The sequence below is a fragment of the Microvirga pudoricolor genome (genome assembly GCF_016892705.1).
Taxonomy (GTDB): domain Bacteria; phylum Pseudomonadota; class Alphaproteobacteria; order Rhizobiales; family Beijerinckiaceae; genus Microvirga; species Microvirga pudoricolor.
This window is the reverse complement of record NZ_JAFEMB010000001.1, coordinates 818,103-844,219: the sequence shown is the minus strand read 5'-3', so window position 1 is coordinate 844,219 and position 26,117 is coordinate 818,103. Positions and strand designations below refer to the sequence as shown.

23 protein-coding genes are annotated in these 26,117 nt (G+C 58.7%); 18 read left to right on the top strand and 5 right to left on the bottom strand.

What is annotated here, in order from left to right:
• The first annotated feature begins 15 nt into the window (after nt 1–15).
• Genes ILT42_RS03940 through ILT42_RS03915 form a run of 6 tightly spaced genes read left to right on the top strand, consistent with a single transcriptional unit; the run spans nt 16 to nt 6,705 of the window.
• Nucleotides 16–2,079 (top strand): 3-hydroxyacyl-CoA dehydrogenase NAD-binding domain-containing protein, encoded by a 2,064-nt coding sequence (locus ILT42_RS03940; RefSeq protein ID WP_204214005.1) that lies wholly within the window; start codon nt 16–18, stop codon nt 2,077–2,079.
• Nucleotides 2,080–2,110: 31 nt separating this feature from the next.
• The gene (locus tag ILT42_RS03935) at nt 2,111–3,289 is read left to right on the top strand and encodes an acetyl-CoA C-acyltransferase (protein WP_204214004.1); all 1,179 of its coding nucleotides are present in this window, start codon (nt 2,111–2,113) and stop codon (nt 3,287–3,289) included.
• Nucleotides 3,262–4,284: an NADPH:quinone oxidoreductase family protein gene (locus ILT42_RS03930; protein WP_324617698.1), complete on the top strand. Its 1,023-nt coding sequence runs from the start codon at nt 3,262–3,264 to the stop codon at nt 4,282–4,284. Before ILT42_RS03935 ends, ILT42_RS03930 begins: the two co-directional genes overlap by 28 nt.
• Entirely contained in the window at nt 4,281–4,712 is a 432-nt protein-coding gene (locus ILT42_RS03925) for a PaaI family thioesterase (RefSeq protein ID WP_204214003.1), read from the top strand. Before ILT42_RS03930 ends, ILT42_RS03925 begins: the two co-directional genes overlap by 4 nt.
• Nucleotides 4,713–4,733: 21 nt before the next feature.
• A complete protein-coding gene (locus tag ILT42_RS03920) occupies nt 4,734–5,936 on the top strand; it encodes an acyl-CoA dehydrogenase family protein (RefSeq protein ID WP_407664533.1) in 1,203 nt (400 codons plus the stop codon).
• A gap of 13 nt (nt 5,937–5,949) precedes the next feature.
• Nucleotides 5,950–6,705 (top strand): SDR family NAD(P)-dependent oxidoreductase, encoded by a 756-nt coding sequence (locus tag ILT42_RS03915; RefSeq protein WP_204214001.1) that lies wholly within the window; start codon nt 5,950–5,952, stop codon nt 6,703–6,705.
• A gap of 95 nt (nt 6,706–6,800) precedes the next feature.
• Here ILT42_RS03915 and ILT42_RS03910 read toward each other — a convergent pair whose 3' ends face one another.
• Nucleotides 6,801–7,577, bottom strand: coding sequence for an IclR family transcriptional regulator (locus ILT42_RS03910; protein ID WP_204214000.1), 777 nt, complete (start codon nt 7,575–7,577; stop codon nt 6,801–6,803).
• Between the two features lie 260 nt (nt 7,578–7,837).
• Between ILT42_RS03910 and ILT42_RS03905 the strand changes: the two genes are divergently transcribed.
• The 7 genes from ILT42_RS03905 to ILT42_RS03875 all read left to right on the top strand — a co-directional run bounded on the left by ILT42_RS03905 (nt 7,838) and on the right by ILT42_RS03875 (nt 16,335).
• Nucleotides 7,838–8,740, top strand: a complete 903-nt coding sequence (locus tag ILT42_RS03905) for an amidohydrolase family protein (RefSeq protein ID WP_204213999.1) — start codon at nt 7,838–7,840, stop codon at nt 8,738–8,740.
• 18 nt (nt 8,741–8,758) lie between these two features.
• On the top strand, nt 8,759–9,727 hold the full coding sequence (locus ILT42_RS03900; protein WP_204213998.1) for an ABC transporter permease: 969 nt from the start codon (nt 8,759–8,761) through the stop codon (nt 9,725–9,727).
• A gap of 85 nt (nt 9,728–9,812) precedes the next feature.
• A complete protein-coding gene (locus ILT42_RS03895) occupies nt 9,813–10,634 on the top strand; it encodes an ABC transporter permease (protein WP_204213997.1) in 822 nt (273 codons plus the stop codon).
• Complete coding sequence (locus ILT42_RS03890) at nt 10,631–11,473, top strand: ABC transporter ATP-binding protein (protein ID WP_204213996.1); 843 nt, start codon at nt 10,631–10,633, stop codon at nt 11,471–11,473. Before ILT42_RS03895 ends, ILT42_RS03890 begins: the two co-directional genes overlap by 4 nt.
• The gene (locus tag ILT42_RS03885) at nt 11,470–12,471 is read left to right on the top strand and encodes an oligopeptide/dipeptide ABC transporter ATP-binding protein (RefSeq protein ID WP_204213995.1); all 1,002 of its coding nucleotides are present in this window, start codon (nt 11,470–11,472) and stop codon (nt 12,469–12,471) included. Before ILT42_RS03890 ends, ILT42_RS03885 begins: the two co-directional genes overlap by 4 nt.
• A gap of 34 nt (nt 12,472–12,505) precedes the next feature.
• On the top strand, nt 12,506–14,137 hold the full coding sequence (locus ILT42_RS03880; protein ID WP_204213994.1) for an ABC transporter substrate-binding protein: 1,632 nt from the start codon (nt 12,506–12,508) through the stop codon (nt 14,135–14,137).
• Between the two features lie 71 nt (nt 14,138–14,208).
• The gene (locus tag ILT42_RS03875) at nt 14,209–16,335 is read left to right on the top strand and encodes an acetate--CoA ligase family protein (RefSeq protein ID WP_204213993.1); all 2,127 of its coding nucleotides are present in this window, start codon (nt 14,209–14,211) and stop codon (nt 16,333–16,335) included.
• A 48-nt stretch (nt 16,336–16,383) separates the two neighbouring features.
• Here the strand turns inward: ILT42_RS03875 and ILT42_RS03870 are convergent, their stop codons facing one another.
• From ILT42_RS03870 to ILT42_RS03855, 4 genes are all read right to left on the bottom strand, one after another.
• Nucleotides 16,384–18,021 carry a class I adenylate-forming enzyme family protein gene (locus ILT42_RS03870; RefSeq protein ID WP_204213992.1) on the bottom strand — a complete coding sequence of 546 codons (1,638 nt, stop codon included), beginning with the start codon at nt 18,019–18,021 and terminating at the stop codon, nt 16,384–16,386.
• A complete protein-coding gene (locus tag ILT42_RS03865; RefSeq protein WP_204213991.1) occupies nt 18,018–18,815 on the bottom strand; it encodes an enoyl-CoA hydratase/isomerase family protein in 798 nt (265 codons plus the stop codon). Before ILT42_RS03865 ends, ILT42_RS03870 begins: the two co-directional genes overlap by 4 nt.
• A 321-nt stretch (nt 18,816–19,136) precedes the next feature.
• Nucleotides 19,137–20,426: a TetR/AcrR family transcriptional regulator gene (locus tag ILT42_RS03860; RefSeq protein ID WP_204213990.1), complete on the bottom strand. Its 1,290-nt coding sequence runs from the start codon at nt 20,424–20,426 to the stop codon at nt 19,137–19,139.
• Between the two features lie 13 nt (nt 20,427–20,439).
• Nucleotides 20,440–21,219 (bottom strand): SDR family NAD(P)-dependent oxidoreductase, encoded by a 780-nt coding sequence (locus ILT42_RS03855; protein ID WP_324617697.1) that lies wholly within the window; start codon nt 21,217–21,219, stop codon nt 20,440–20,442.
• A 302-nt stretch (nt 21,220–21,521) separates the two neighbouring features.
• Between ILT42_RS03855 and ILT42_RS03850 the strand changes: the two genes are divergently transcribed.
• From ILT42_RS03850 to ILT42_RS03830, 5 genes are read left to right on the top strand one after another with little or no spacing between them, the layout of a single operon-like run.
• A complete protein-coding gene (locus ILT42_RS03850) occupies nt 21,522–22,583 on the top strand; it encodes an ABC transporter substrate-binding protein (RefSeq protein WP_204213988.1) in 1,062 nt (353 codons plus the stop codon).
• Nucleotides 22,584–22,630: 47 nt separating this feature from the next.
• Complete coding sequence (locus ILT42_RS03845; protein ID WP_204213987.1) at nt 22,631–23,458, top strand: ABC transporter permease; 828 nt, start codon at nt 22,631–22,633, stop codon at nt 23,456–23,458.
• A 4-nt stretch (nt 23,459–23,462) separates the two neighbouring features.
• On the top strand, nt 23,463–24,266 hold the full coding sequence (locus tag ILT42_RS03840; protein ID WP_204213986.1) for an ABC transporter permease: 804 nt from the start codon (nt 23,463–23,465) through the stop codon (nt 24,264–24,266).
• Nucleotides 24,263–25,387 (top strand): ABC transporter ATP-binding protein, encoded by a 1,125-nt coding sequence (locus ILT42_RS03835; protein ID WP_204213985.1) that lies wholly within the window; start codon nt 24,263–24,265, stop codon nt 25,385–25,387. The genes ILT42_RS03840 and ILT42_RS03835 overlap by 4 nt, the downstream gene beginning before the upstream one ends.
• Nucleotides 25,388–25,438: 51 nt before the next feature.
• Complete coding sequence (locus ILT42_RS03830) at nt 25,439–26,110, top strand: RraA family protein (protein ID WP_204213984.1); 672 nt, start codon at nt 25,439–25,441, stop codon at nt 26,108–26,110.
• Nucleotides 26,111–26,117: the final 7 nt, after the last annotated feature.

Genomic DNA, 26,117 nt, shown 5'->3' with positions numbered 1-26,117 from the left:
TCGGGAAGGCTCGTCATGGTTTCTGTAGAGATTGAGCGCAGGGATGAGGTATCCATCATTTGGATGGACAACCCCCCAGTCAACGCATTGGGCGCTGCGCTGCGTGCAGCCATTCTTCATGCCGTCGAGGCTGCCGTCCAGGACGAGGCGGTGATCGGAATGGTCCTTGCCTCGCGCCACGCCATATTCAGCGCCGGCGCCGACATCAAGGAATTTAACCAAACGCCGGTCAGCCCGTCGCTGCGCGAACTGATCGACGCCATGGACGCTTCTCCCAAGCCGATCGTGGCGGCGATCAACGGTGTTTGCTTCGGCGGCGGGCTCGAACTGGCGCTCGCCTGCGACGCCAGGATCGTTACCTCCACGGCGCGCCTCGCGCTGCCGGAGGTCAAGCTCGGTCTGCTGCCAGGGGCGGGCGGAACCCAGCGCCTGCCAAGGCTCATGAATCCTGCCGATGCCCTGAAGCTTATGGCGACCGGCGCTCCCGCGACGGGAGACCAGGCCGTAACAAGCGGGTTGGCCGATGCCCTCGCGGCTGCCGAGCGGCTGCTGGCCGAAGCCACCGCCAAGGCAAGCTTGCTCGCAAAGAGAACCGTTCGCCAGCGCCTTCGCGACACCGCTGCCGATCAGGGAACGCGAGACGCTTTCGAAAAAGCGGCGGCGACGCTGCTGAAAGCGCATCCGGGGGAGCCTCAGATCGAAGCCCTGATCGAAGCGGTCAGAGGAAGCTACGAGGTTCCTTTCGATGAGGGTATGCGGCAGGAGCGCCGGTCTTTCGAACGATTGCTGGTGGACGATCGTTCGAAGTCTCTCCGGCATGCATTCTTTGCCGAGCGCGAGAGCGGTCAGCTCCCTGGAGATATCGGGTCGCCCGACGTGATCGATGTCAAGACGGTTGGCGTGATCGGCGGTGGCACGATGGGAAGCGGGATCGCCATGGCGTTTGCCGCCAACGGGTTTCCCGTCACTCTCATCGAGACCGATGAGCCCTCGGCACAGCGGGCATACGACCGGATCGCATCCAGCTTGTCGAACTCGGTGCGCAGAGGGAGCCTCTCCGAGACGGCGCGATCCGAAAACCTTGCCCGAATCAAAACCGCCGTCGACTACGCGGAGCTGAGCGCCGCCGATCTCGTCATCGAGGCCGCGTTCGAGGAAATGGACGTCAAGCGCCAGATTTTCGGAAGACTTGCGGACGTCGTGAAGCCGAGCGCGATTCTAGCCACCAACACGTCGTACCTGGACGTGGACGCAATCGCAGAGGCGGGTGGAGATGCCGGGCGTGTGATCGGCATGCACTTCTTCAGTCCCGCCAACATCATGAAGCTGGTCGAGGTGGTACGTGGTCGGAAGACTTCCGCCAGCACGATCGCCACAGTCGTCAAGGTCGCGCAGAAGCTCGGAAAGCTGCCCGTAGTGGTTGGCAACTGCCATGGATTTGTCGGCAATCGGATCCTCGCCCGCCGCAGCGAGCAGTTGGATCGGTTGCTGCTGGAAGGGGCGACTCCCGAGGACGTCGATCGCGCCTTCACCGCATTCGGCTCGAAACTCGGGCCGTGCACCATGGGAGACCTCGCCGGCCTCGACATCAGTTGGCGGATGCGCCGAGCGACGGGTCGGACCGCGCCCGTGGCCGACGCGCTGGTTGAGGCCGGCCGCCTCGGCCAGAAGACGGGCCGGGGATATTATCGATACGCCGAGGATGGGCGCACGCCGATCTCAGACCTCGAGGTGACCACGCTCATCGAGGCGGTATCGAAGAAGCAAGGCGTCAAGCGTCGCACTATCGATCAGGAGGAGATCATCGATCGCCTGATTCTGCCGATGATCAATGAGGGCGCGCGCATCATCGAAGAGGGGGTCGCGGCACGGCCGGGCGACATCGACGTGATCTGGATCCACGGCTACGGTTTTCCTCGCTGGCGGGGAGGTCCCATGTTCTATGCGCAGACCCGAGGCTATCCGAATGTGGTCGCCCGCCTGAAGGAACTCGCCACTCTGACCGGCGACGAGTCCCTCCGTCCGGAGCCTTTGCTGGAACATCTCGCCACGGACGGAAAATCCGTCGCACCACAATAAAACCCGTACGACTGACGAGCGGATATTACTCATGAATGAAGCTGTTATCGTTGCAACCGCCCGCACGCCGATCGGGAGGGCCCAGCGCGGAGCCTTCAACGACACCGCTGGTGTCGACTTGGTGGCGCCCCTTCTGCCCGAGATTCTCAGCCGAGGTGGCGTTGCGGCCGGCGACGTCGAAGAGGTCGTTCTGGGCTGCGGCTATCCCGAGGGAGCGACCGGCGGTAACGTCGCGCGCGCGGCTGCGCTTCGCGCCGGACTGCCCGAGACTTCCGCAGGCCTCATGGTCAGCCGCTTCTGCGCATCGGGCCTTGAGGCGGTAGCATACGCTGCACGCCGCATCAAACTCGACGGAGTTCCCATTTCCATCGCAGGAGGCGTCGAGTCCATCAGTCTCGTCGGCCCTAATGCGAACAAGAGCCGGCTGCGCAACGAATGGCTCGAGCAGAATATCCCGGGCATCTACATGCCAATGATCGAGACCGCCGACAATGTCGCCGCGCGCTATGGGATTTCCCGTGGAAGACAGGATGAGTATGCTCTTGAAAGCCAGCGTCGTACGGCATCCGCGCAGCAGGCCGGTCTCTTCGCCGAGGAAATCGTCCCGACGCGCGCCATCAAGCTTGTGACGGACAAGGCAACCGGCAGTATCACGAAAGAGGACGTGACGCTGACGCAGGATGAAGGAAACAGGCCGGACACGACGCTCGGCGGTCTCTCCAAGCTCAACCCGGTTCGGGAAGGGCATTTCATTACCGCCGGCAACGCAAGTCAGCTTTCGGATGGAGCTTCCCTGAACCTGCTCATGTCGTCGGCCGAAGCTGAGCGGCGGGGTCTGGAAGTCCTGGGGATCTTTCGTGGCTTCGCTTCGGCGGGGTGCGCGCCGGATGAGATGGGCATCGGACCCGTCTTCGCCGTTCCTCGCCTGCTGGAGCGGAATGGAATTCGGATCGAGGATGTCGATCTTTGGGAGCTCAACGAAGCCTTTGCCAGCCAAGTCCTGTATTGCCAGGACCGTCTCGGCATTCCCTCGGAGAAACTCAACGTCAATGGCGGCGCGATCTCGATCGGGCACCCGTTCGGCATGAGCGGATCACGCATGGTTGGCCATGTCGTTCTCGAAGGTCGCCGCCGCAAGGCGAAATTCGGGGTTGTCACGATGTGCGTTGCAGGCGGCATGGGTTGCGCCGCGCTGATCGAGTTTCCCTGATCGTACAAGAGAGAAAAGTCATGCGCGCAGTGAAGTGCAAACAATATGGTCCTGCGGAAACGCTCGTGGTCGAGGAATTCGATCTTCCGCCCCCTGGTCCTGGCCATGCACGGGTGCGGATCGAAGCCGCAGGCGTCAACTTTCCAGACACGCTCATGGTTCAAGGAAAGTATCAGGTCAAGCCCGAATTGCCGTTCGTTCCGGGCGCGGAGCTTGCCGGCATCGTCGAGGCCGTGGGCGACGGTGTCGAGGACCTTCAACCTGGCATGCCGGTGATCGGCATGGTCGGGCAAGGCGCGTTCGCGGATGTCGCCAATGTCAGGACGACGCGACTCATGCATCGCCCTGATACGATGCCGGCTGTCACGGCGGCAGGGTTCTCGATGACCTACGGCACAAGCATGCACGCTCTCAAGCAGCGTGCTCATCTCCAGCCGGGTGAGACCTTGCTGGTCCTCGGGGCCAGCGGCGGCGTTGGCTTGGCCGCCGTGGAACTGGGCAAGGCCATGGGCGCAACGGTCATCGCCGCGGCGAGCAGTGCCGAGAAGCTCGACGTCGCTCGCAAGGCCGGCGCAGACCACGTGGTGAACTATTCGACGGAATCGCTCAAGGAGCGCGTCAAGGAGTTGACCGGTGGCAAAGGCGTCGATGTGGTTTATGACCCGGTTGGCGGCGACCTCCTGGAGGAGGCGGTTCGCGCTACGGCCTGGGAAGGCCGCGTCCTGATCGTCGGCTTCGCATCCGGCACGATTCCGAAAATCCCGGCCAATCTGATGCTGCTCAAGGGATGCTCCCTCGTCGGTGTCTTCTTCGGCACCTTTCGAGACCGGGACCCCGAGTTGAACAGCCGGAACTTCGCCGAAATGTTCCGCTGGTACGAAGAGGGTAAGCTCAAGCCGCTGATCAGCAGTACGTTGGACTTGGCCGAGGTTGCCGAAGCATTCAATATCCTGACCAGTCGGGGCGCGATCGGGAAGGTTGTGCTCACGACATGACCGGCCCTCTGTCATCGACCTATCGCGATGTCGGGCTCTTCGGGCTTCTGGGACTGGAGCTGACGCATTCCCAAGATGGAAGCGTGAGGGGCAGGCTCATTATCGATCCGCGACACCGCAACAGAGCCGGCTATGTGCATGGGGGCGTGTTCTGCACCATGATCGACTTTGCCGCATGTGCCGCTGGGCTCCATAGCGACCCAGGCGAGGCCGCGCGTTACGCTGTCACGTTGTCCCTGACGACCCAGTTCACCAAGGCGGTCGCCGATGGTGTCCTGCAGGTCGAGGGCCGCATCGTTTCCGCGAGTCGAAAGACCTACACGGCTGAGGCTCAGGTTTTTGACGACAGTGGCGTGATCGCCGCTCATGGTATCGGAACGTTTCAGTGGCGACCGGGCAGCGAACCGCACTCGCAGATGCAAGCATGAATGATGATGGATGGTGCCGAAATGTTTGAACTCCGGGAAGACCTGAAGCCCCTGATGAGTGAGCTGACGCGCTTCATGACGGATCATATCTATCCAAATGAAGAGGTGTATGAAAAGCAGTTGCGATCGCAAGCACGGCTGTGGTCGGAACCGCAAGTCATGAAGGATCTCAAAACCCTGGCCAAAAAGCAGGGGCTCTGGAATCTCTTCCTGCCCGCTCATGAGCATGGAGGTAAGCTCAGCAACCTGGACTACGCGCATTTCTGCGAGGTTATGGGACGCTCCTCGATCGCCTCGGAGGTCTTCAACTGCTCCGCCCCCGACACCGGTAACATGGAGACGCTCATTCTCTATGGGACCGACGAGCAGAAGAAGAGGTGGCTCGAGCCTCTCCTAGAGGGCGAGATCCGCTCCTGCTTCTCGATGACAGAGCCCGCGGTTGCCTCCTCCGACGCCACGAACATCCAGACCGAGTTCCGTCGAGACGGTGATCATTACGTAATCAATGGACGGAAATGGTGGAGCACAGGGGCGAACGACGAACGTTGCAGAATTGCGATTGTCATGGGGCGTACGGACCCCGCGGCGCCTAAGCATATGCAGCAATCGATGGTTCTCGTCCCGCTCGACACCCCGGGCGTGACCGTGGAGCGTCCGCTGATGGTATTCGGATACGATGATGCGCCGCATGGTCATGCGGAGATCAGCTTCAGCGACGTTCGCGTTCCTGTTTCCAACATCCTTCTCGGCGAGGGGAGGGGGTTCGAGATCGCTCAGGGGCGTTTAGGACCTGGCCGTATCCACCATTGCATGAGGGCCATCGGCTTAGCGGAGAGAGCCCTTGAGACGATGTGCCGTCGTGTCTCCTCGCGCACGGCGTTCGGCCGGCCCTTGGCAGATCAGGGGCATTTGCGCCAGCTCATTGCCATGTCGCGATGCGAGATCGAGACCGCGCGTCTGCTGACCTTGAAGGCCGCCCATATGATGGACACGGTCGGCAACAAGCAGGCACGTCGTGAGATCGCGATGATCAAGGTGGTTGCTCCAGCGATGGCCTGTAACGTCATCGACAGAGCCATTCAGGCGCATGGGGCGGCGGGCGTGTCGCAGGACACGTTCCTGGCGTTCGCTTACGCGAAGGCCCGCACGCTGAGGATTGTCGACGGTCCGGACGAAGTGCACCGGGAAACAATCGCCAAACTTGAGTTGAAAGCTTACCGCTAGGGGAGAGGGAGCCATGTTCGACATAAGCGGCAAAGTAGCCCTGATTACCGGTGCATCACGCGGCATCGGCAAGGCAACAGCTCTCCAGCTTGCCAAAAGCGGCGCGAAGGTCGTCGTCTCGAGTCGTAAGCAAGCAGCCTGCGACGAGGTTGTACGTGAAATTCGAGCGCTCGGCGGGGAAGCGATCGCCATGGCCTGTCATGTCGGCGATCAAACTCAGCTCAAGGAACTTGTTCTCTTTACGGAGGAAAACTGGGGTCGGATCGATGTGCTCGTTTGCAACGCAGCGACGAATCCAGTCTATGGGCCGATCGGTAATCTGTCGGACGAGGCCTTTGCCAAAGTCATGACGGTCAATGTGCACAGCACGATCTGGCTCAGCAATTTGGTTCTTCCTGGAATGGCCCAGCGCGGCGGTGGATCCGTTATCATGATGTCATCCATTGCGGCGCTGCGTGGAACCGGCACAATCGGCGTCTACGGCATGTCGAAAGCCGCCGAGGCCGCATTGACGCGAAATCTCGCCGTTGAATGGGGCCCGAAGGGAATTCGCGTCAATGCTATCGCGCCGGGCGTGATCAACACCGACTTTGCTCGCGAGCTCATTAACGATCCTGTTCGGCGCGCGCAGATGGAGAGCCGGACCCCGCTGAGGCGGTTCGGCGAACCCGATGATATCGCCGGCATCGTGCATTTTCTGGCCAGTGACGCCTCGGCCTATGTCACAGGCCAGTTGATCGTTGCCGATGGTGGAGAAACGATCGGCTGAACGACCTACCGGCCGCTCCCGACGAGGGTTGATTCCTGTCTTAGATCTCGATGTTCGGGTCCCTGAGGCGGGTCATTTCCGATAGGACGGAGCCCTCAAGGCATGATGAAAGCGAGCTGGTTTCGCACATTGGTGGCGAGCGACTTCAGACGTGGGCCTACTTCCTCCTCAATCTGGTTCGGGCTCAACCGAAACATCGGAACCCGGCAATTCATGGCGAAGCACTCGCCATTCTTATCGCGAAGCAGCGGCACGCCGGCAGAATGGGTGCCTGGAATCCATTCCCCACGGGTCACCGAAAAGCCCTGACTCTTACAATTCGCCACGCCTTTCGCGAAGGACAGATTGTACTTGTCCCAGAGGTCGGGCCGAGTCTGCTTGATCTGCTGGAGCTTGAGTTCATACTCCTGATCCGTCAGCAGCGAGCACAGGGCATGACCGATGGCGGCCGGCACCAGGGGGCCGATCGTGCCGAGGTCGGGGGATGTCCAAATGTTCTCATTGACCCGTGATGTTTCGAGATAAACGAAGTTGGCGCCCTCGATCACCCCGATGGAAACGGTGCCACCCAGATCCTCCGCGAGCTTCTGCATGGAGGGGCGCGCGATGTGGAGGATCTTCAGATCCGCCAGCAGCGGATTCACGAGCATCAACGCTCCCCAGCTGAGCCGGAACTTGGACTTTTCTTGCTTGAGGTATCCAAGCTTCGTTAGGGTATAGGTCAGACGTGCCACCGTGGGGCGGTTAAGGCCCGTATGCGCAGCTATTTCGCCGTTGCTCAACACATTGCGGTCAGGACGGAATGCTTCGAGGACGGCCAGTCCTTTTGCCAGCGTCGTGGCAAAGCCGGCATCACGGTCGGTGTCTTCCAATTGCCGCTCCTTGTCTATCTTAGGGCCCTGAGACTCTGAGGCGGCAACAGCTGTGATCAGCCCAAGCCCGTCTAGCGCCTCATCCGTCACTCTTCGCAGCTGCAATAATTAATACATTCAAATTCGTATTGTCAACATAGTGGACATAATACATTTATTTTGACGATAATATTGACGTGATGTCGTGTGAGTGGTTTCCTTGACGTAGAGAAATGCGCCTCTGGTCACCAAAAGAGGCGCAACAAAGGGAGTTGATGAGAATGACTCGCGTGATCGACATGGAAATCGGGATGCCTGCCAGCGAGGCTAACCCGAATCTTGAGCGGATCGCACGAGGTCGTCCCGGGACACCGTTCCCCCAGCCCCTGGAGAGACCGGAGGGTTATGGTTTCGCCAATTACGGCAAAGTGTTCAAAGCCCGCAATCGCGACGAAGTGCCTGGACACAAGGGCGACGATGGAGGGCTTGATCGGCTCGTCGAGGACATGGACCGGGCGAACATCGCGTGTGGGTTGTTGGTCGGCGCGGAAAACAGCGCAACGGGCAAGATCCATGCCCGCTATCCAGGGCGCTTCTTCACCTTCGTGACATTCGACCCGACCGACGGAATGCGTGCCGTGCGGGAGTTCGAGAGACTGGTCAAGGAGGAGGGGGCTAACGGGCTACGCCTGTCTGCGCTCTACAATGGTGTGCCTGCAAACGACAGGCGCTATTACCCGCTTTACGCCAAGGCTGCGGAACTCGATGTTCCCGTGCGCATCTACACGGCGATGAACTACGCCAACGACCGCCCTTACGATCTCGGTCATCCGCGTTACCTCGACGACGTCGCCGTGGATTTTCCCGAGCTTCGTATCGTGGCGGGTCTTGCGGGATGGCCGTGGGTCAACGAGATGGTCGGGCTTCTGCGCCGTCACCCAAACCTCTATGTTGACACTGCTGCCCATCACCCGCGTTACTTTGCTCAGCCCGGCTCCGGTTGGGAACAGTTCCTGCAATTCGGAAACACTCTGTTGCAGGACAAAGTGATGGTCGGACTGTCGCGGTATCTTTTCGGGACTTCTTTCGAGACGCTAATCGAAGACTACAAAAACCTGCCACTTAAAGACAAGGTTATCGAAAAGTGGCTGTACGGGAACGCAGCTACCTTCCACCGTCTCTGACAGGGAGGGCAGCATCCGATGCTCCGCTATATCTTGCAGCGAGCCCTCTATGCCCTGCCGCTGATGCTCGTCATTATCGTCGTTATGTTTACGCTGCTTCACCTGATCCCGGGTGATCCGGTACAGGCCTTGGTCGGCGATTATCCAGTTCCGCCCGCCTACCGGCAAGCCATCGAAGAAAAGTATCGGCTGAACGATCCATTTTTGACGCAGGTATGGAACTATGTGACGGCAGTGGTGCAGGGAGATTTTGGCTACTCCTACCAGAACCAACGTCCGGTGTTGAGCTTGATCCTAGAGAGGGCTCCGCGCACAATCCTGTTAGCATCGGTCGGCTTTGCATTTGCCATCCCTCTCGGCATGGCGATCGGAGTTATCACTGGCACGACACGAAGCTCGACCACCGACAAGATTTGGACCACCTCAGCCCTGATCGCTTACGCGATTCCCACCTTTTGGCTTGGCCAGCTGCTCGTGATGTTCTTCGCGCTGCGCCTTGGATGGTTCCCAACGCAGGGGATCGGCCCGCTTGTGTCTCGCGCTCACGGCTTCGACTGGATCCTGGAACGGGGGCGCTACCTCGCTCTTCCTGCCTTGGCGTTCGCAATCCATGAAGGAATGCGCTTCGCGCGCATCATGAGAGCGAGTGTCATAGATACCTTGTCTCAGGGGTATATCATTACGGCGCGCTCGAAGGGCCTGACGAGAGGCCAGATCATCAGGAGGCACGTGCTGCGTAACTCGAGCCTGCCATTGGTGACGGTCGCAGGGTATGCATTCGGCTCGGCTCTCAGCGGAGCGGTGTTGCTGGAGACCGTGTTCACTTGGCCAGGTCTAGGACTCCTGATGGTCGACTCGATCCGACTGAGGGACAATCTGACTGTCGTCGGTGTCGTCATATTCTCAGCGGTCGCTGTCGTCCTCATGAATCTGCTGGTCGACATCCTCTACGCGATGCTCGATCCGCGGATTCGGACAGGGGGTTAATGGCGCTATGACAGATCAAACGTCTTTCACTGCCTCTGGCCGCCTCAAGTCCGTTTCCGATTGGGGGATCTCCCAGGTCGGGAACATGATGAGTACTCGCCATGGGGCGATCGGCTCAATCATCCTTCTGCTGCTCGCTTTCACAGCTATTGTCGCTCCGCTGATTGCACCGTACCACCCACTTCAGCAGACGGCTGCCAGCCTTGCACCACCGTCCGGAGATTTCTACTTCGGAACGGACAACATTGGACGCGACGTCTTCTCGCTCATTCTTTACGGCGCGCGCTCATCCCTCATGGTTGGATTTGGGGCGGCGCTCGCGGCTCTCTTGGTCGGCGGAACCATAGGCATCGTCGCTGGATATTTTCGTGGACCCGTCGAGATGGTTCTCATGCGGGTCATCGAGCTCTTCCAGACGCTTCCGGTAATCATGCTGGTGCTCTGTGCGGTCGCCTTGTTTGGATCAAACTTCTGGCTCCTGATCGCGGCTGTCGCTCTCGCCATCTGGCCGATGGAAGCACGTCTGGTCTATGGTCAGTATATAAAGCTGCGTGAGCGAGATTTCATTTCCGCCGCTAGAGTTGCCGATTTCTCGACGTCCCACATTATTTTTCGGGAGATCCTGCCCAACGCGGTTCAGCCAGTCATCGTACAGGTTGCACTAGACGCGAGTATTGCAATTCTGATCGAAGCTGGCCTTGGATTTCTTGGATTGTCGGATCCGTCGATGGTGAGTTGGGGGCAGTTGTTGTTCGTTGCCCAGGACTATATGGACACGGCTTGGTGGATGAGTGTCTTTCCCGGCGCAGCCATCTGCATTGCGATCATCGGCCTCAACCTGTTTGCTGATGGCCTCAACGAGATCGTCGATCCCCGTAGCGCACGTGGAATGGGGGGATTGCAATGACCGCCTCGCAGTCACGTCGTCCCGGCCTCACCGAGCGTCTCCTCGACGTTCACAATCTGAAGGTTCATTTCCAGGTCTCTGATCGGACCATACGTGCCGTCGATGGCGTCGACTTTCACGTGAGGCCAGCCGAGTGCGTTGGAATTGTCGGAGAGTCAGGATCAGGGAAAAGCACCTTGGTTCGCGCTGTCTCACGCCTGATGCCGAATCTGCGTATCAACGAGCTAAGCGGCGACCTCCGTTTCGAAGGGCGCCATATCCTTGAGATGAGCGAGCGAGATCTCCGGGCCTTGCGGCGATCACACGGTTTCTCGATGATCTTTCAGGACCCGCTCGGATACTTAAATCCGACACATCGTGTTGGTCGACAGATCGCCGAGGCCTTGTCTCCGCAAGGTAAGGGAAGACCCGACGGGCAGCGCGTTCACAGCCTGCTGCAAGAGGTTGGATTCTCGGACCCGAAAAGTGTTGCGCACAGCTTCCCTCATGAGCTTTCAGGCGGCATGCGCCAACGCGTTATGATCGCAATCGCGCTCGCCAGTGACCCGAAGCTGCTCTTTGCCGACGAGCCTACGACAGCGCTTGACGCAACCGTCCAGCTTCAAGTTCTGCAGACGCTCTACCGCATTCATAAGGAGCGAAACATGGCGGTTGTGATCATTACGCATGATCTCGGCGTCGTTGCAGAGCTCTGTGACAGAGTCTACGTTATGCAGACAGGGAAAGTGGTAGAGACAGCCGATACCGTCGATCTGTTCGAGAGACCGAAACACAGCTATTCAGCTCGACTGATAGAGCTGAGTGCGCACCGCGTTGATTTTAGGAGCGCTGCTCCATGAAGCCACAAATTCTTTCTCTAGAAGGCGTCAGTCAGATCTACGCCAGTCGGGGTAGCAAGGGCTGGCGCCGAGAATATGTACACGCCGTCGATGGTGTCGATCTTGATATTCGCGAAGGCGAAACACTCGCGATCGTCGGCGAGTCAGGATCAGGCAAGAGCACACTGGCGAAAATGTTGTTAATGCTCAACAACCCTACCAAAGGTAATGTCACCTACCGGGGTACCAGGCTCAAGTCTCTGGGTGCAGTGGAACGCAGTCAGTATCGGCGCCAAGTCCAAGCAGTCTTTCAAGATCCTGCGTCATCACTAAATCCTCGCATGACTGTCGAGCAGACCTTAAGTCATGTTGCCAATCGTCACAACATAGTTGCGAAAGCAGATTTGGGCCGCTTTCTCAAAGAGCAGCTTGCGGCCGTCGGACTCAACCCTCCAGAACAATATCTGGGCCGCTATCCTCACCAGCTCTCCGGAGGGCAGCAGCAGCGCATCGCTATTGCCCGCGCGATCATGCTTAAGCCGAAGATCATCATCGCCGATGAGCCGCTCTCAAGCCTTGACGTTTCGGTGCAAGCACAGATTCTTCAGCTATTGAGCGAGCTGCGCAAGACGACGAATGTCGGCTTCGTGATTATCAGTCATGATCTCGGTGCGATGCAGTCGATCGCAGATCGCACCGCCGTGATGTACAAGGGCAGAGTTGTGGAGATTGGGCGGGCGATCTATCAGTCGCCTGTCCATCCTTACACACGACTCCTTCTCGATGCGCGGTTGCTGCCCAACCCTCGTGGAAACAGGATCCGCTCGCCTGTGCCGAAGCAAGTTACGCCAACGGCGCTGTCAGCCTCTACAGGTGGCTGCCGATTCCTTCAGCGTTGTCCTTATGCGATCGAAGTTTGTGCCGCAGTCGATCCACAACTCCAGACTATGGATGGCGAAGCAACGCAAGTTGCCTGTCATCGCGCAAAGGAGCTCTCTGCAGCACTAACGCCAGCTTGATAAGCATTTTCAGAGCAAGAACGGGAGGAAGACAATGAAATCGATGCTTCGTCAAACGTTGACCATGTTCGAACTGCGCAAAGCCTCACTTTTACTCGCATGCGTGATCGGCGCTCATGCACCCATTGTCATGGCGGACGACGGCAAGCCCGTGCCCGGTGGCACGGTGATTGCAGCGCTGAACTCGACAACCATCCCAACGCTCAACACGCAGCTTACTTCATCCGTTCCGGCCCTCTTCGCAGCTGATGTATGGGCTGATGGGCTGATGACGTACGACAAGGAAGGAAATCGCCTCCCTCGCCTGGCGACGCGTTGGGAGACCAGCCCGGATGGAAAGACCTACACATTCACGCTGAGAGACGGCGTCAACTGGTCGGACGGCAAACCTTTCACTGCCGAGGATGTCGTCTTTACGCTGAAGACGTTCGGAAAGTTCAATACCTATCTGACCAAGCTCATTCCTCTTGTTGAAGAGGCTTCGGCTCCGAATGCGACCACCTTTGTCCTCAAGTTGAAACAGCCGCTCACCGCAACGCTGGACCTCTTCGACAAGGAGGTTTTTCCTCTCATGCCGAAGCATATTTACGATGGCCAGGACGTCGCCACGCATCCCGCCAACCTTGCACCAGTCGGCTTGGGGCCTTTTAAGTTCAAGAGCTGGGCCAGCGGACAGTCGATCACCTTCGTTCGCAACGAACATTACTGGGAGAAGCCTAAACCGTACCTTGACTCAGTCGTTTTCGCGCTCATTCCCAATCCGCAGCAACGGATGAACGCGCTGGTGGGCGGGGAGGTCAATTGGTTTCGGCCGGAGGTCGCGCAGGTTCGCTCAACTCAGGAGGCGTCCAAGAAGGGCAAGTTCAAGGTTGTGCAGATTGTCAACAATGCTCCCGAGACGGCAGTTGTCGATCTGAATCTGACCCGAGAGCCAATGAAGAACGTCAAGGTCCGTCAGGCGTTATTCCATGCCATCGACCGCGAGCGCATCGTTCAGGACGTTTATCAGGGGCTGGCTGCAACGGCAAAGAATGCGATCCCGACCCAATTCAAGGATCTGCATGACACATCGGTCAACTACGATACGCTCTATGCTTACGATCCTGTCAAAGCTGAGAAGATGCTGGACGAGGCAGGCTATCCTTTGAAGGACGGCAAGCGTTTCACGATTGAACTGACCGTGATTGCCAAAGCTCCTTATGATGCAGTTGCACAGATCGTGCAGTCGCAATGGGCCAAGATCGGCGTCGATGTAAAGCTCAGTGCCCTGGATCAACAGATTTGGACGAACAAGGTTTACACTCAGCGCGACTTCGATGCCTCGGTCATCTCTTTGACAGGCCGCACGAACCCCGTTCTTGGCGTCGATCGTAGTTTCGTTTGCAATGAAGGCAGCGTGCCATTCGCAAATCCGACTGGATATTGCAATCCGGAGTTCGATAAAGTCGCATTGGATGCTTCAGCTGCGCCGATCGGGCAGCAAAGACCTCTGTACAAAAAGTATGCAGAGATCGTCGCGCGCGACCTTAATCAGCTCGCTCTGACAGACTCGAAAGTATTCGAGGCTGTCAGCACCGATCTGAAAGGCCTCGATGCGCAGTTCAACTTTTCCTTCAACACGCATCCCAATTGGGCCGAGGCTTGGCTGCCTGCCGACAAGCAATGACGTGAGCCGGCTCACTTGAACAGCAAAGATGCCGTGCAGTCATCGACTGCGCGGCTGTCACCGAAAGAGGAATGATCACCTTGCATATCGATGTTACCTCCATGATGCGACCTCGTTCAGTCGCCGTTGTCGGCGCCTCGGCAAAGCGTGCTACGCAGGGCAATGTGGTCATCAGCAACCTGAAGGATTGGGGCTACAGGGGCACGATCCTGCCGGTCCACCCAGAAGCAAAGGAGATTGACGGATTGACCGCCGTCAATTCGGTGACATCACTTCCCTCGGACACCGACCTCGCCATCGTGGCGATCCCGGCGGCTCGCGTGCCAGCCATGCTGGAAGAGCTTGAGCAGAGCCCCGTTCGTTCGGCGATCGTGTTCACGAACGGATTTTCCGAGGAACAAGAGCGGTCCATCCGTCAGCTCGGCAGCTCTAGCAGGCTCATCGTGCATGGTCCAAATTGCATGGGCCTCGTCAATTTTACGGATTCGATTCCCCTTTACCCGTCGCGTCCGTCGAAGCGGCTGCGGGCAGGCAAAGTCGCGATTGTCGCGCAATCGGGATCTGCTGCAATTTCGGTGATGAATTCCACCGTCATCGGGCTGTCTAAAGTCGTCACGATGGGGAGCGAGTTTCAGGTGGCGGCTGCCGACTACATCCGCTGGCTCGCAGATGACGACGCCACAACGGCCATCGGCGTGATCGCAGAGTCGATCAAAGACCCCGTTGCGCTGGCCTATGCGGCGGAAACTGTTCATGCCGCTGGAAAGTCGCTTGTGGTTCTCAAGGTAGGCCGCACGGCGAGCGGGCTGGCAGCGACTCAGGCCCATACGGGAGCGCTTGTCAGCGACTGGGATGCCTATGAGGATTTCTTTTCCGCGACCAATATCGCAACAGTCGCCGATTATGATGAACTCATCGCGTCACTCGAGTGCGCTGCGGTCGCACGCAAGATGGTCGGAGGATCGTCCCTGGGGATTGTCGGCATCTCCGGTGGTCAGACGGCTCTTGCCTGCGATCTCGCGGAGGCGAGGGGTATTGGTGTTGCCTCCTTTGGAGAAGGTACGCAAGAGCGCCTTCTCAGAGCACTGCCGGGCGCCTCCGGACGAAACCCAATCGATTTCGGTGCAACGGTGAATGTTGAGGATCGCAATCCAGCGGATGCCATCGCAGCGGTTCTCGACGACGAAGAGGTTGGCGCAGTCGTCGCACTTCAAGACACGCAGGAAAGCCTGAATCCGGCGACCCTGCAGAACTACATGAATATTCTGAACGTCTATGCGCAAAGTGGCCGCGGCGCGAAGAAACCTTTCATTGTTGTCTCGCCGACCGCAGAGAATGTCGATCCGGGTGTTCGGGCTTTGCTTGCTGAGAATGGCATTCCTCTTTTACGGGGACTCACTCCAGGACTGCAAGCCGTTGGGCATCTCAACCTCGGCAAACCGGGTCCTGCAGAAGCGTGGGCTCAGGCTCGTCGCCCCGGTCGCGACTATTTCCATCCGCGTGCCGAGGAAATACGTCAGCGGCTGTCGAAGTGCTCCGGCGCCATGGATCCCACAGCCGCTTTCGACGTTCTGCGCGAGTATGACTTGCCGGTGGTGAAATCCATCGTTGTGGCGGACTCGCATGAGGCTGTCAGGCGCGCCAGCGAAGTCGGTTTCCCAATGGTCGTGAAGGTCGCGTCCAGTCATATCCAGCATCGTTCGGACATCGGGGGTGTGGTCCTCGATGTCGGTAGTGAGGACGCTTTGCGGTCTGCGATCGCAACGATCCAATCAAGTGTCTCCGTGGCAAAGCCTGACGCTAAGATTGATGGCTACGAGATGCAGGAACAGATCGTGTCGGGTATCGAAGCCCTGGCGGGTTTCACATCCGCGGCGCCGTTCGGCCAGCTGATCGTGCTCGGAAGCGGCGGTACGCTGGTGGAAATTACGGCTGATCGAGCTGTGAAGCTTGGCCCGCTCGGAAAGGACGAAGCCGCGGCGATGCTCAATGAGACGAAGCTCGCGAAAATTCTCGACGGCTATCGGAATCTGACGCCAAAGACGGACAAGTCTCAACTTGTCGACGTTGCGGTCAATCTGTCCCAGCTCGCAAGCGATCTGGACGGGATTATGCTGGCTTGCGATCTGAACCCGGTCGTGGTGCGAAAAGGAACCGGGGAAGTGAGGATTGTCGACGCTTTATGTATAACGGCTTAGGGCTCTGCATCCCGCCCTTCGGCTGAAGACCCTATGAGGTATTCGACCTCAGTCTCGAGCGAGGCTGAGGTCGAACATGTTTGAGATTGTCTCTCCACCACCCTCCGAGAGCGTCTTCTTGGCAATCTTCTCAGAGCTCGTCTTAGGAAGCGCAGAGTAATATTGTATATATCGCGGTACCTTGAATGACGCCAGACGTGTCCGGCAGTGCTGAGCGATGGCGTCCGGAGGCAAATCTTGCGTTGTCAGTCCGTTCTGAAGAACGATGCAAGCCTTCACTTCCTCGCCACGCTTGGCGTCGGGAACGCCGATCACCGCCACCTCCATCACCTGAGGGAGGGTGTAGATCGCGGATTCGACTTCCTGGGCGGCGATATTCTCGGAGCTGCGCTTGATCATCTCCTTGATGCGCCCGACGATGTAGAAGTAGCCGCGCTCATCCATCCGGGCGAGATCGCCCGTTCGGAACCATTTCCCCCAAAATGCGTGTGCTGTGGCTTCGGGATTCTTGTAATAGCCCTTGAAGATACCGGGTCCAGCGATCAGCAATTCGCCGGTCATCCCGACAGGGAGGGGGTTTCCCGCATCGTCCGCCACGGTGCACTCACGGAACGGAGCCGGTATTCCACACGATCCGGAGCCAAGCATGTCTTCCGCGTCGGCCGGCATATAGAGGCCTGCTCCAACTTCCGTCATACCAAAGGATTCCCGAACTGGAACGCCCAGCTTTTCTTCGAGAGGGCGATGCAGCTCTTTCTTCAGACCATAGAGAGACACATATTTGAGCTTGTGCTTCTGCTCATCGTCCGAGAGGGACAGGGTGGCGATGGGGTCGCCTATCCAGACCACATCGATATCGAACCGCGCGACACGGTCATAAAACTTGCTGATGCTCGGCGCCGGTGGAACGCAGATCGCGGCCGCCTGAAATGAGGCCGCCGAAAATCTGTAGTAAGGCGACATGTAGTAGAACGGCAACTCACACAAAATACGTTTGACCGGCGGCAGAAGAGACGCTTTGACTTTGCCCAGAGTCAGCCAGTAACGGTGCGTAAGAATGCATCCCTTCGGTCGACCTGTCGATCCGGACGTGTAGAGAATGCTGATCGGGTCGTCGAGAGAGACTTCTTCCTCCTCGACGAAGTCAGGGGATGCCTTGTTCAGCATCGTTCTCCAGTCGTCCTCTCCTTTCGTCCGCGGCCCTTCCACGTCTGAAACTATGACGCGGCCTTCTCCGACGAGGGTCGAGCCGATCGATGTCGCCTTCAGAGGCTTGAGACCATCGGCGGCAGCCAGCACGAGGGCCACGTTACCATCTGCTACCACATGCTCAAGTTCGTGAGGAGTGAGCTTCGGATTGACGGGGACGAGCACTGCTCCCACCTTCGCCAACCCGAGCCAAGCGACCAGGAAGTCGGGTCCATTCGGCAGCATCACGCCCACATGCTGCCCTTTTCGCACGCCGCAGGCTCGGAATGCATTCGCCGCCTTGCAGGCCATAGCTGAAAGCTGGCGATAGGTCAGGTTGGGGCCGTCTCCGTCGATGGTGATCCAGGCGAGGGCCTCTCCATGCGCTTCCGCGACGGACTGCAGATGGGCACCATAGTTTCGCGGAAGAGGCTCGGACTCGACCCTCGTGCGGAGCTCGGCTGGAGACTCGCCGGGTTGCAAGGCAGATAGCCTCATTTTTTGCGATCCTTCAGGTAGTTCGCCGTCACCCCCTCGGACTCGTTTGCCATCCATCCCATGCGGTAGAGATTCATGCCGAAATGATAGGCGTCTGCTTTGCTGAGGTCGGCTCCAAGTTCGAGGCCTTCCATTTCAAGGCGTAACGCAATCGACGAATTGAGTGCGATCTTGCCTGCCATCTCCTCTGCCGTGGCGATGAGTTGGTCGCTCGGCACGACCTTGTTCACGAGGTTCAGGCGATAGGCTTCGTCGGCTTCCATGAACTCTCCGGAGAGCGCCATCCAGTAAGCGGCGGTGAACGGCAGGTGCCTGGCAAGTCTTTTGGGCCCGCTTCCGCCGCCGGCGCCGAACTTGATCCCTGTGAGGCCGAACTTGACGCCCTCGCTCGCGACACGGACGTCACTGTGATAGAGGCAGTATGAGAAGGCGATCCCGAGGCAATATCCCTCGATGGCCGAGACGATCGGCTTGTAGCGACGATGCGCGCACACATCGTGCTCCCATCCCGGGCGCATGGGCTTCTCGCCCTCGTTCTGATGCAGGAAGAGATAAGCCGCGAGCTCCTCCTGGCGCGTCCGCGGCGGCTTGTGCATGCTCTTCAGGTCATCGCCAACCGAGAAACACTTGCCATCGGCTCCGTAGAACAAGCCGACCTTGATGTCAGGATCGATCTCGAATTCCTTGAGGCGATGATAGAACTCCTTATGAAACTCCGGCATCAGCACATTCATCGGTCCATGGTCGATGATGAAATGTGCGATATTGCCGTGTTTTTCGTAACGTAAAGACATCCGCGCTCTCCTAGAGAATCCGACGTATCCGAAAAGGCTTTGCCGCCATGCTTCTGGTGAAGCCGGGCCTGAGCAATCTGCACGGGTCGCTGCAAAGCGAAGCGCCGCCTGCCGGCGATCAAAAGCTTGTCGCCTGATTTATCGAAAAGCTAGCATGTAATTTTTTTCGGACGCAAGATCAAAATCAGGCCTTATAAGGCGATTTTAATCCGATTTGGCGCACCTAAGGAATTATTTGGAATTATAGGTATGTGCCTAAGATGCGAAGCAGATTATCGGTCCCGACATCCTCTTCGGATCGTCAGAACGCTTTTTACCGCTTTAAGCGAGTTCGGAAAGAAACCCTGTCAGGAGGGGCTTGGCATAAAGCTCGATGGCTTCGTCCGAGTGTGTTTCACGAACCCAAAGCGGCAGTTCGGTCGTGGCGTAGATCATCGCGCTCACCAAGTGCGAGCCAACGACGGGGTGAACCGGGCGGATCGATCCATCCGCAATTCCTCGGACGATGGGATAGACGAAGCGCTCAGAGAGTTTGTTGGTCGCGTCGATCATGTGTGCGCGATCCGTTGCCGGGAGGGCGCTCAGGGCGGTAGCGCGCAGGAGGGGCCCTCGTTCAGACAATTGATAGGCGACCAAATAGGTGATGGCGGATCCGAGTTCGTTCCAGCCTGTGGATTGAGAACGAGCCTCATTCTGGACATCGCTCAAGATCGCGAATGTCCGAGCGGCGCATTCAGAGAACAGGCCCTCCTTGCTCTCGTTGTAGTGGTAAAAAGCCCCCTTGGTGACCTGAAGGCGCATGGAGATCCTGTCGACCGATGCTCCTGAGAAGCCCAAGTCGTTGATCGTCTGTGTGGCGGCTCGCAGGAAAGCATCGCGCGAGGAGGTCGCATCCTCCTCGAAGGACCAGTTGACCGGTGCCAGGGCTACTGGCGGCCAGGACGCTTTCGGCGCGATGAATCCTCCGATCAGCACGTCGCAGAAATGCTGGGCGACCAGATCATAGTCGTTCGTTGCGTAGCGTCCGATCCAGATCCGCATCGAGTGAACAAGGGAGATGAGAAGATGCGCGCGCGCGTTGATCAGGCGACTGGGCTTCGGGTGATCTGCGGTGAGAAGTAGGGCCCGGACCTCCCGGAAAAGGTCATTATAAGCTGATGACACAACCTTTGATTGCGTTCCCTCCAGGGCGCGCAAATCGTAGACGCCAGCGAGCTTCTGGGCGCCTCCTTCCGCTTCACGGGCGAGCTGCCGGGCGAAGCCAGAGGCCAGGCCCCGGATCCGGGCCTCCGAAGACGTCTCGCGCCCTGCCTCGGCCACGATTGCCCGAATGACGCTGATCGTCTCGATGAAGCAGGCCGCAGCGAGGTCTTCCTTCTTGCGAAAGTAGTAGCAGATGCTGTTCGTGCTGAGGCCGACCGCCTGGCCAACGTCGGAAAGAGTGGTCCCGCGCAGGCCTTTCTCATTGAACAGCTGGACGGCCGCCGCCAGAATCGCCCGCCGGCGTTCTTCGGAGCGGCGCCTCGTGCGCGTCTGTCGGACGGCTGTGGTCGCAGCTGTCCGGGGGGACTGTTCCGGCGGCCGAGGGGCCGTCTCCTTCAATGCCGCCATATTTGGGCCCGCGCTAACTCTTCCGAGGAGGAGTGGGATGCATGCTGGACAGGCCGCCGTCAACCGCGAGGGCCTGACCGTTGACATAGCTTGAGCTGTCGCTGGCCAGGAAGAGCGCCATTTCGGCGATCTCGTCGGGGTGGCCTGCCCGGCGCAGAGGGTTCAGTTGTCCGATCTTGTCCGAGGTTCCGCGGCTCGCAGCGCGCTCGAAGATCGTGCGGGTCATGCCGGTCTCGATCAGGCCTGGACAGATGGCGTTGATTCGCAGCCCGGTGCCGCCGAGCGCGCTGGCGGCAGTCTGGACGAGGCTTATAACGCCCGCCTTGCTGGCGCTGTAGGCCGCACCCGCTGCGTTTGCCCGCAGGCCCGCGACCGAGGCGGTGCAGATAATTGATCCATGGCGCTGAGGTAGCATGGCGAGGGCAGCCTGTTGAACCAGTCGGAAGGTGCCGATCAAATTGGTCCGCAGCACGGCTTCCCACTCGCCCACGGTTTGATCGAGGAAGGCTTCGGCCCCGCCATTGATCCCCGCATTCGCGAAAGCGATGTCGATCCCGCCGAGGTGATCCCGTGCCATCGACACCATCCCGTCGATATCCTCCTCCACATCACAGTTCGCCAGATGGGGTGTTATCGCGCCGCCGGACCGATCGGATAACGCTCTGAGATTGTCCAGATCTCGGTCGACTGCGAGGACACGAGCGCCTTCGGCCGCGAAAAGCAATGCGGAGGAGCGGCCAATCCCGCTGGCTGCACCGGTGATGACCGCACGCTTCCCTTCCAATCGCCTCACTGCGCACTCCGTGGTGATCCGGCCATCGTCTCGGCGCACCTCAAGAGAGCGCATCGACTAATAGATGCCGGTCTTTCTAACTATGGTGTCAGAAATAGCATGACCCCGTCCCAAGGTCCAATCTATCGGCTATATTACCGGATTGATGACGAGAAAATAACATGCTAGCTTTTCTAAATAAGAAGTGCCCAAGGAATTTTGGAGGAGCGGCCTGACCGTTAGAGGGCGGTTAGGCTGATCGAGCCCGCGCGCCTCCGGTGCGAGGACGCTGAAGCCATGAAGAGCATTCGAGAGGGGACATCATGAAACAGACAATCCAGAACAGCGGTTTTTCCCGTCGGCATGTCCTGCGTATCGGCACCGCTGCGCTCGCGGCGCCTTTCATCCTCCGGCCGCAATCGGCTCGTTCGGCTCAATCCATCGTCGTCGCCAGCTATGGAGGCGGATGGGCCGAGGCGATGACCGAGGCATTCCACAAGCCGTTTACGAAGGAAACCGGGATTGAGGTGGTCGTTGCGGCCGGAACCGATCTCGCGAAGGCGCGGGCCCAGGTTCAAACGAAGAATGTCGAATGGGACGTCGTCGAACTCTCGAACGGGTGGCTGGCTACGGGAATGCGGGACGGCCTCTGGGAAAAGGTCGATACCGGCGTCGTCGACATGTCGGGGACCACGCCCGGTAGCCAGAATGAATTTGCCATCGGCCTTTGCCTTGTATCCGGCAGCTTCGCATGGCGCACCGACAAGGTCGGACCCGGTGGGCCTCCGAAAGATTGGGCCGGCTTCTGGGACGCGAAGGCCTATCCCGGACGCCGGGGATTGATGACCCGGGTGACCAGCACACTGGAATATGCGCTGATGGCCGACGGAGTCGACGCCAAGAAGCTCTACCCGCTCGATGTCGACAGGGCTTTCAAGTCCCTCGACAAGATCAAGCCCACCGTGACGAACTGGGTCAACGCAATGCCCCAGACCATCTCCCTCCTCCAAGCGAACGAGGTCGATTACGTGTCTTCGGCCGCCGGACGCGTCTTCCTCGCCCGACGCCAGGGAATTCCGCTGGCCTACGCCACCAATTGCGCCCTGGTCGACGTAACCCGGGTTGCGATCCTTAAGGGCACGAAGAAGCTCGACCTGGCCCAGAAGCATCTGGCCTTCCAGCTCAGGCCGGATCGCCAGGCCCATTTTGCAGAACTGACGAGCTACACGCCCACCAAAACCGAGGCCATCGCCAAGCTGTCGAAAGAGTTGCTTGAGCTGTCGCCGGACCTCAATGGCCCGAAAACGGCCATGAGCGATGAGATCTGGTGGTCGACCCGCTTCGACGAGCTGACACGGCGTTACAAGGAATGGCAGCTCAGCTGAATTCCGCGCGATCTCTCGTAGTCCTGTCCCGATAGCGAAGAGCCGTCATGTACGCACGAACCGGTCAGCAATCTGCCGCATTCTATGTGCTTCCCGCGCTGCTCTTCACGGCGGTCGTCTTCATCGCGCCTTTGGCGAGCGTCATCGGTCAAAGCTTCTGGAACGGTCAGTTCACGACACACAGCTATCAAAGCGTCATATCGAGCACGCTGTTCCAGAAAGTCTTCGTCAATACCCTCGTGATCAGCTTCAGCAGCACGTTCGTGGCGCTGCTGTTTGCTTACCCGATGGCCTATCACATGGCCAAGCAAACGCCGCGTCGCCGCGCCTTTCTGATGATGATCGTCCTCATCCCGTTCTGGACGAGCATTCTCGTTAAAAGCTACGCCTTGATGATCATTCTTGGGCGAAACGGCATTATCAACACGACCATCGAGTATTTTGGCATTCCGGCGCTCCCGCTGCTGTTCAATCGTTTCGGGGTCATCGTTGGTACAATCCATACACTGATCCCATTCATGATTTTCCCCATTCTCAACAGTCTGCTGGCACGAGATCCAGATCTCGGACGGGCTGCGCAGATTATGGGGGCGGGCAAACTGCGGATTTTCCTAAAGGTGACGTTGCCCTTGAGCATGCCTGGGGTGGCTGCCAGCTTTCTTCTGGCTGCCGTTCACACGTTCGGCTTCTATGTGACGGCATCGCTGCTCGGCGGCCGTGGCGACCTGATGATGGCCAACCTCGTCGATCTCTACACCCGCGAGATCCTGGACTGGAATATGGCCGCCACGATTGCAGTGCTGCTGTTCATTCTATGCGCGGTCTTCACTCTTCTGATGGGCCGGACCCGTGCGCTCTCGACATTGGCAGGCTAGAAAGATGAAAGAGACTGCTGCTTCCGCCAGCCACTCGACCTGGATCACACACTGTGCCAATGCGTGGGCTTGGTTCGGCTACGCCTTTCTTGTGCTGCCGACCCTCGTCATCATTCCCATGTCCTTCAACAGCACGGATGAGCTGGCGTTCCCACCTGATAGTTTCTCGCTCCGGCAATACGAGGCGTTCTTTCTGAAGGGCGATTGGCTCTCCTCGACGTTTCTCAGCTTCAAAATCGCGATTGCGACTGCGGTCTTGGCCGTCGTCATCGGAATAACGGCGGCCTACGGTCTTGCGCGCAGCAGCTTTCCGGGTCGCGGCGCCATCGTGCTGTTTCTCCTTAGTCCCATGCTCGTGCCGGTCGTCGTCGTTGCGCTTGGACTGTACTTATATTTCGCGACTTTAGGCTTCTCCGGAAGCGCATTGCCGATCATTGTCGGTCACACGCTCGTCGCGATACCATTCGTCATCATCACTGCAAGTTCGGCTTTGCGGCATATGGAGCGCAACATCGAATCTGCGGCGATGATCATGGGCGCTAGTCCATTTCAAGTCTTCCGCAAAGTAACGTTGCCTCTCTTGAGGTCCGGAATCATCGCCAGCGCTCTGTTCGCATTCCTCATCTCTTTCGATGAAGTCATCATCGCATACTTCGTCGGCCGCGCCGGATTCTCGACCTTGCCGGTCAAGATGTTTTCGACCATCCAATGGGAAATCTCGCCGGTCATCGCCGCAGTGGCGACTTTGCTGACTATTCTTTCAACCGGAATATGCATTCTGGTTACGATCATCATGGATAGAAAATGATGCAACGAGATGCCTTGATCGGGGAGCCGATGGTACGCCTCACAGGCGTGGCCAAGCGTTACGGTGGCGGCGTAATCGCACTCGACACACTCGATCTCGACGTCATGAAGGGCGAGTTTGTTGCGCTTCTCGGGCCAAGCGGCTCGGGAAAGACCACACTCCTCAATATCATCGCCGGAATGACGCCGCCCTCCCGGGGAAGCATTCACATCGCCGGCGACGACATGACCCATCTTCCGCCAAGCAAGCGAAACTTGGGCATGGTCTTCCAGAACTATGCGTTGCTTCCACACATGAGCGTCTACGAGAACGTGGCTTTTCCGCTTCGCGTCCGGAAGCTTGCAGAGAAGGACATCGTCAAGAAGGTCGAAGCCGTTCTGGACCTCGTACAACTTGGGCACGCAAAGAAGCGATTGCCCCGTGAGTTGTCTGGCGGACAGCAGCAGCGGGTGTCCCTGGCCCGGTGTATCGTCTACGACCCGAGTCTCATTCTGATGGATGAGCCCCTCGGTGCTCTCGACAAGAAGCTACGGGAGCAAATGCAGTCGGAGATCAAGCGCCTTCACAAGACTCTTGGCACCACGATTCTGTACGTGACACACGATCAGGAGGAGGCGCTGAGCATGGCTGACAGGATCGTTTTGTTCCATCAGGGACGCATCGTGCAGCAGGCCAGTCCTGCCGACCTGTATTTCAAACCACGCTCGGTTTTCGCTGCAAACTTTCTCGGAGCATCTAACATCCTGTCGACCACTGCTGTCGGAGATGGCATCGCTCAGCTGAAGAGCGGTGAGACGATCCGGATCGGCTCAGGAGCTGCGGTGATCAACAACGAGCCAGTCATGATTCTGGTTCGGCCCGAATGCTTGAGGATCGAGCGTTACGATGAAACTTCACATCTGTCGGCCGCCAACAGCGTTCCCGGGCAGATCGTCTCGTCCACTATCCTGGGGAACGTCACCAATCACCATGTGCTGATCGCCGACGGCCACACGGTGATGGCACAGGAGTTGACCCGACGTACCGCGCACGATTGGGTGCCCGGCGAGCAGGTCAAAGTCACATGGGCTGCCGCCGACACACGGGCTCTGGAGCCCGACGAGATGGATGTGCACTCCTAGTGGAAGCAAGTTGTTGGTCCAAGCCAAGTTGAACGTCGTGAGAGGTCTGCCATGTTCCAAGTGAATCCCATGCCCGAACAGATCGATGCCGATCTGCTTGCGCTGCTCCGCCAGGTTGACGCGGTCAAGATCGGACATTTCATCCGGGAAGGTGCGATGGATCCGGGGATGATCTCGCTCCTGCCCCGAGCGGTCGAAGTAGGAACTGCCGTGACGGTCAAGGCCCCCGGCGCCGACGGTACGATCATTCCACTGGCGGTCAGCCGACTACGTCCCGGTGACTTCCTGATCATCGACAGAGATGGAGACACGCGCCATGCCGCGTGGGGCGGAATGCTCGCATACGCTGCAAAAGTCGCGGGTGCCGTTGGCGTCGCCATCGACGGCGTCGCGTGCGACATTGCCAAACTGCGTGAGCATGGCCTCCCGACGTGGTACCGTGGTGCCAGCGCCCTGACGACACAGCGACTGGGGGAGGCCGGTGAACTCAACACTCGAGTGATGTGCGGAGGTGTCGCCGTCGATCCGGGCGATGTCGTCGTCGCTGACGAGAGCGGCGTCGTCGTTCTGAAGAGGGATGAGGCGGCATCCTTCGCCGAGAAAGCGCTCGCCGTCGTGCGTAGCGAACCCGGCACAAAGTCCCGCATCGATGCCGGCGAAAAGCTTGCTGACATGCGTGACACGCTGGGATTCATTCGCAGTCGCGGCTTTGAAGTCGCCTGACCGCCCT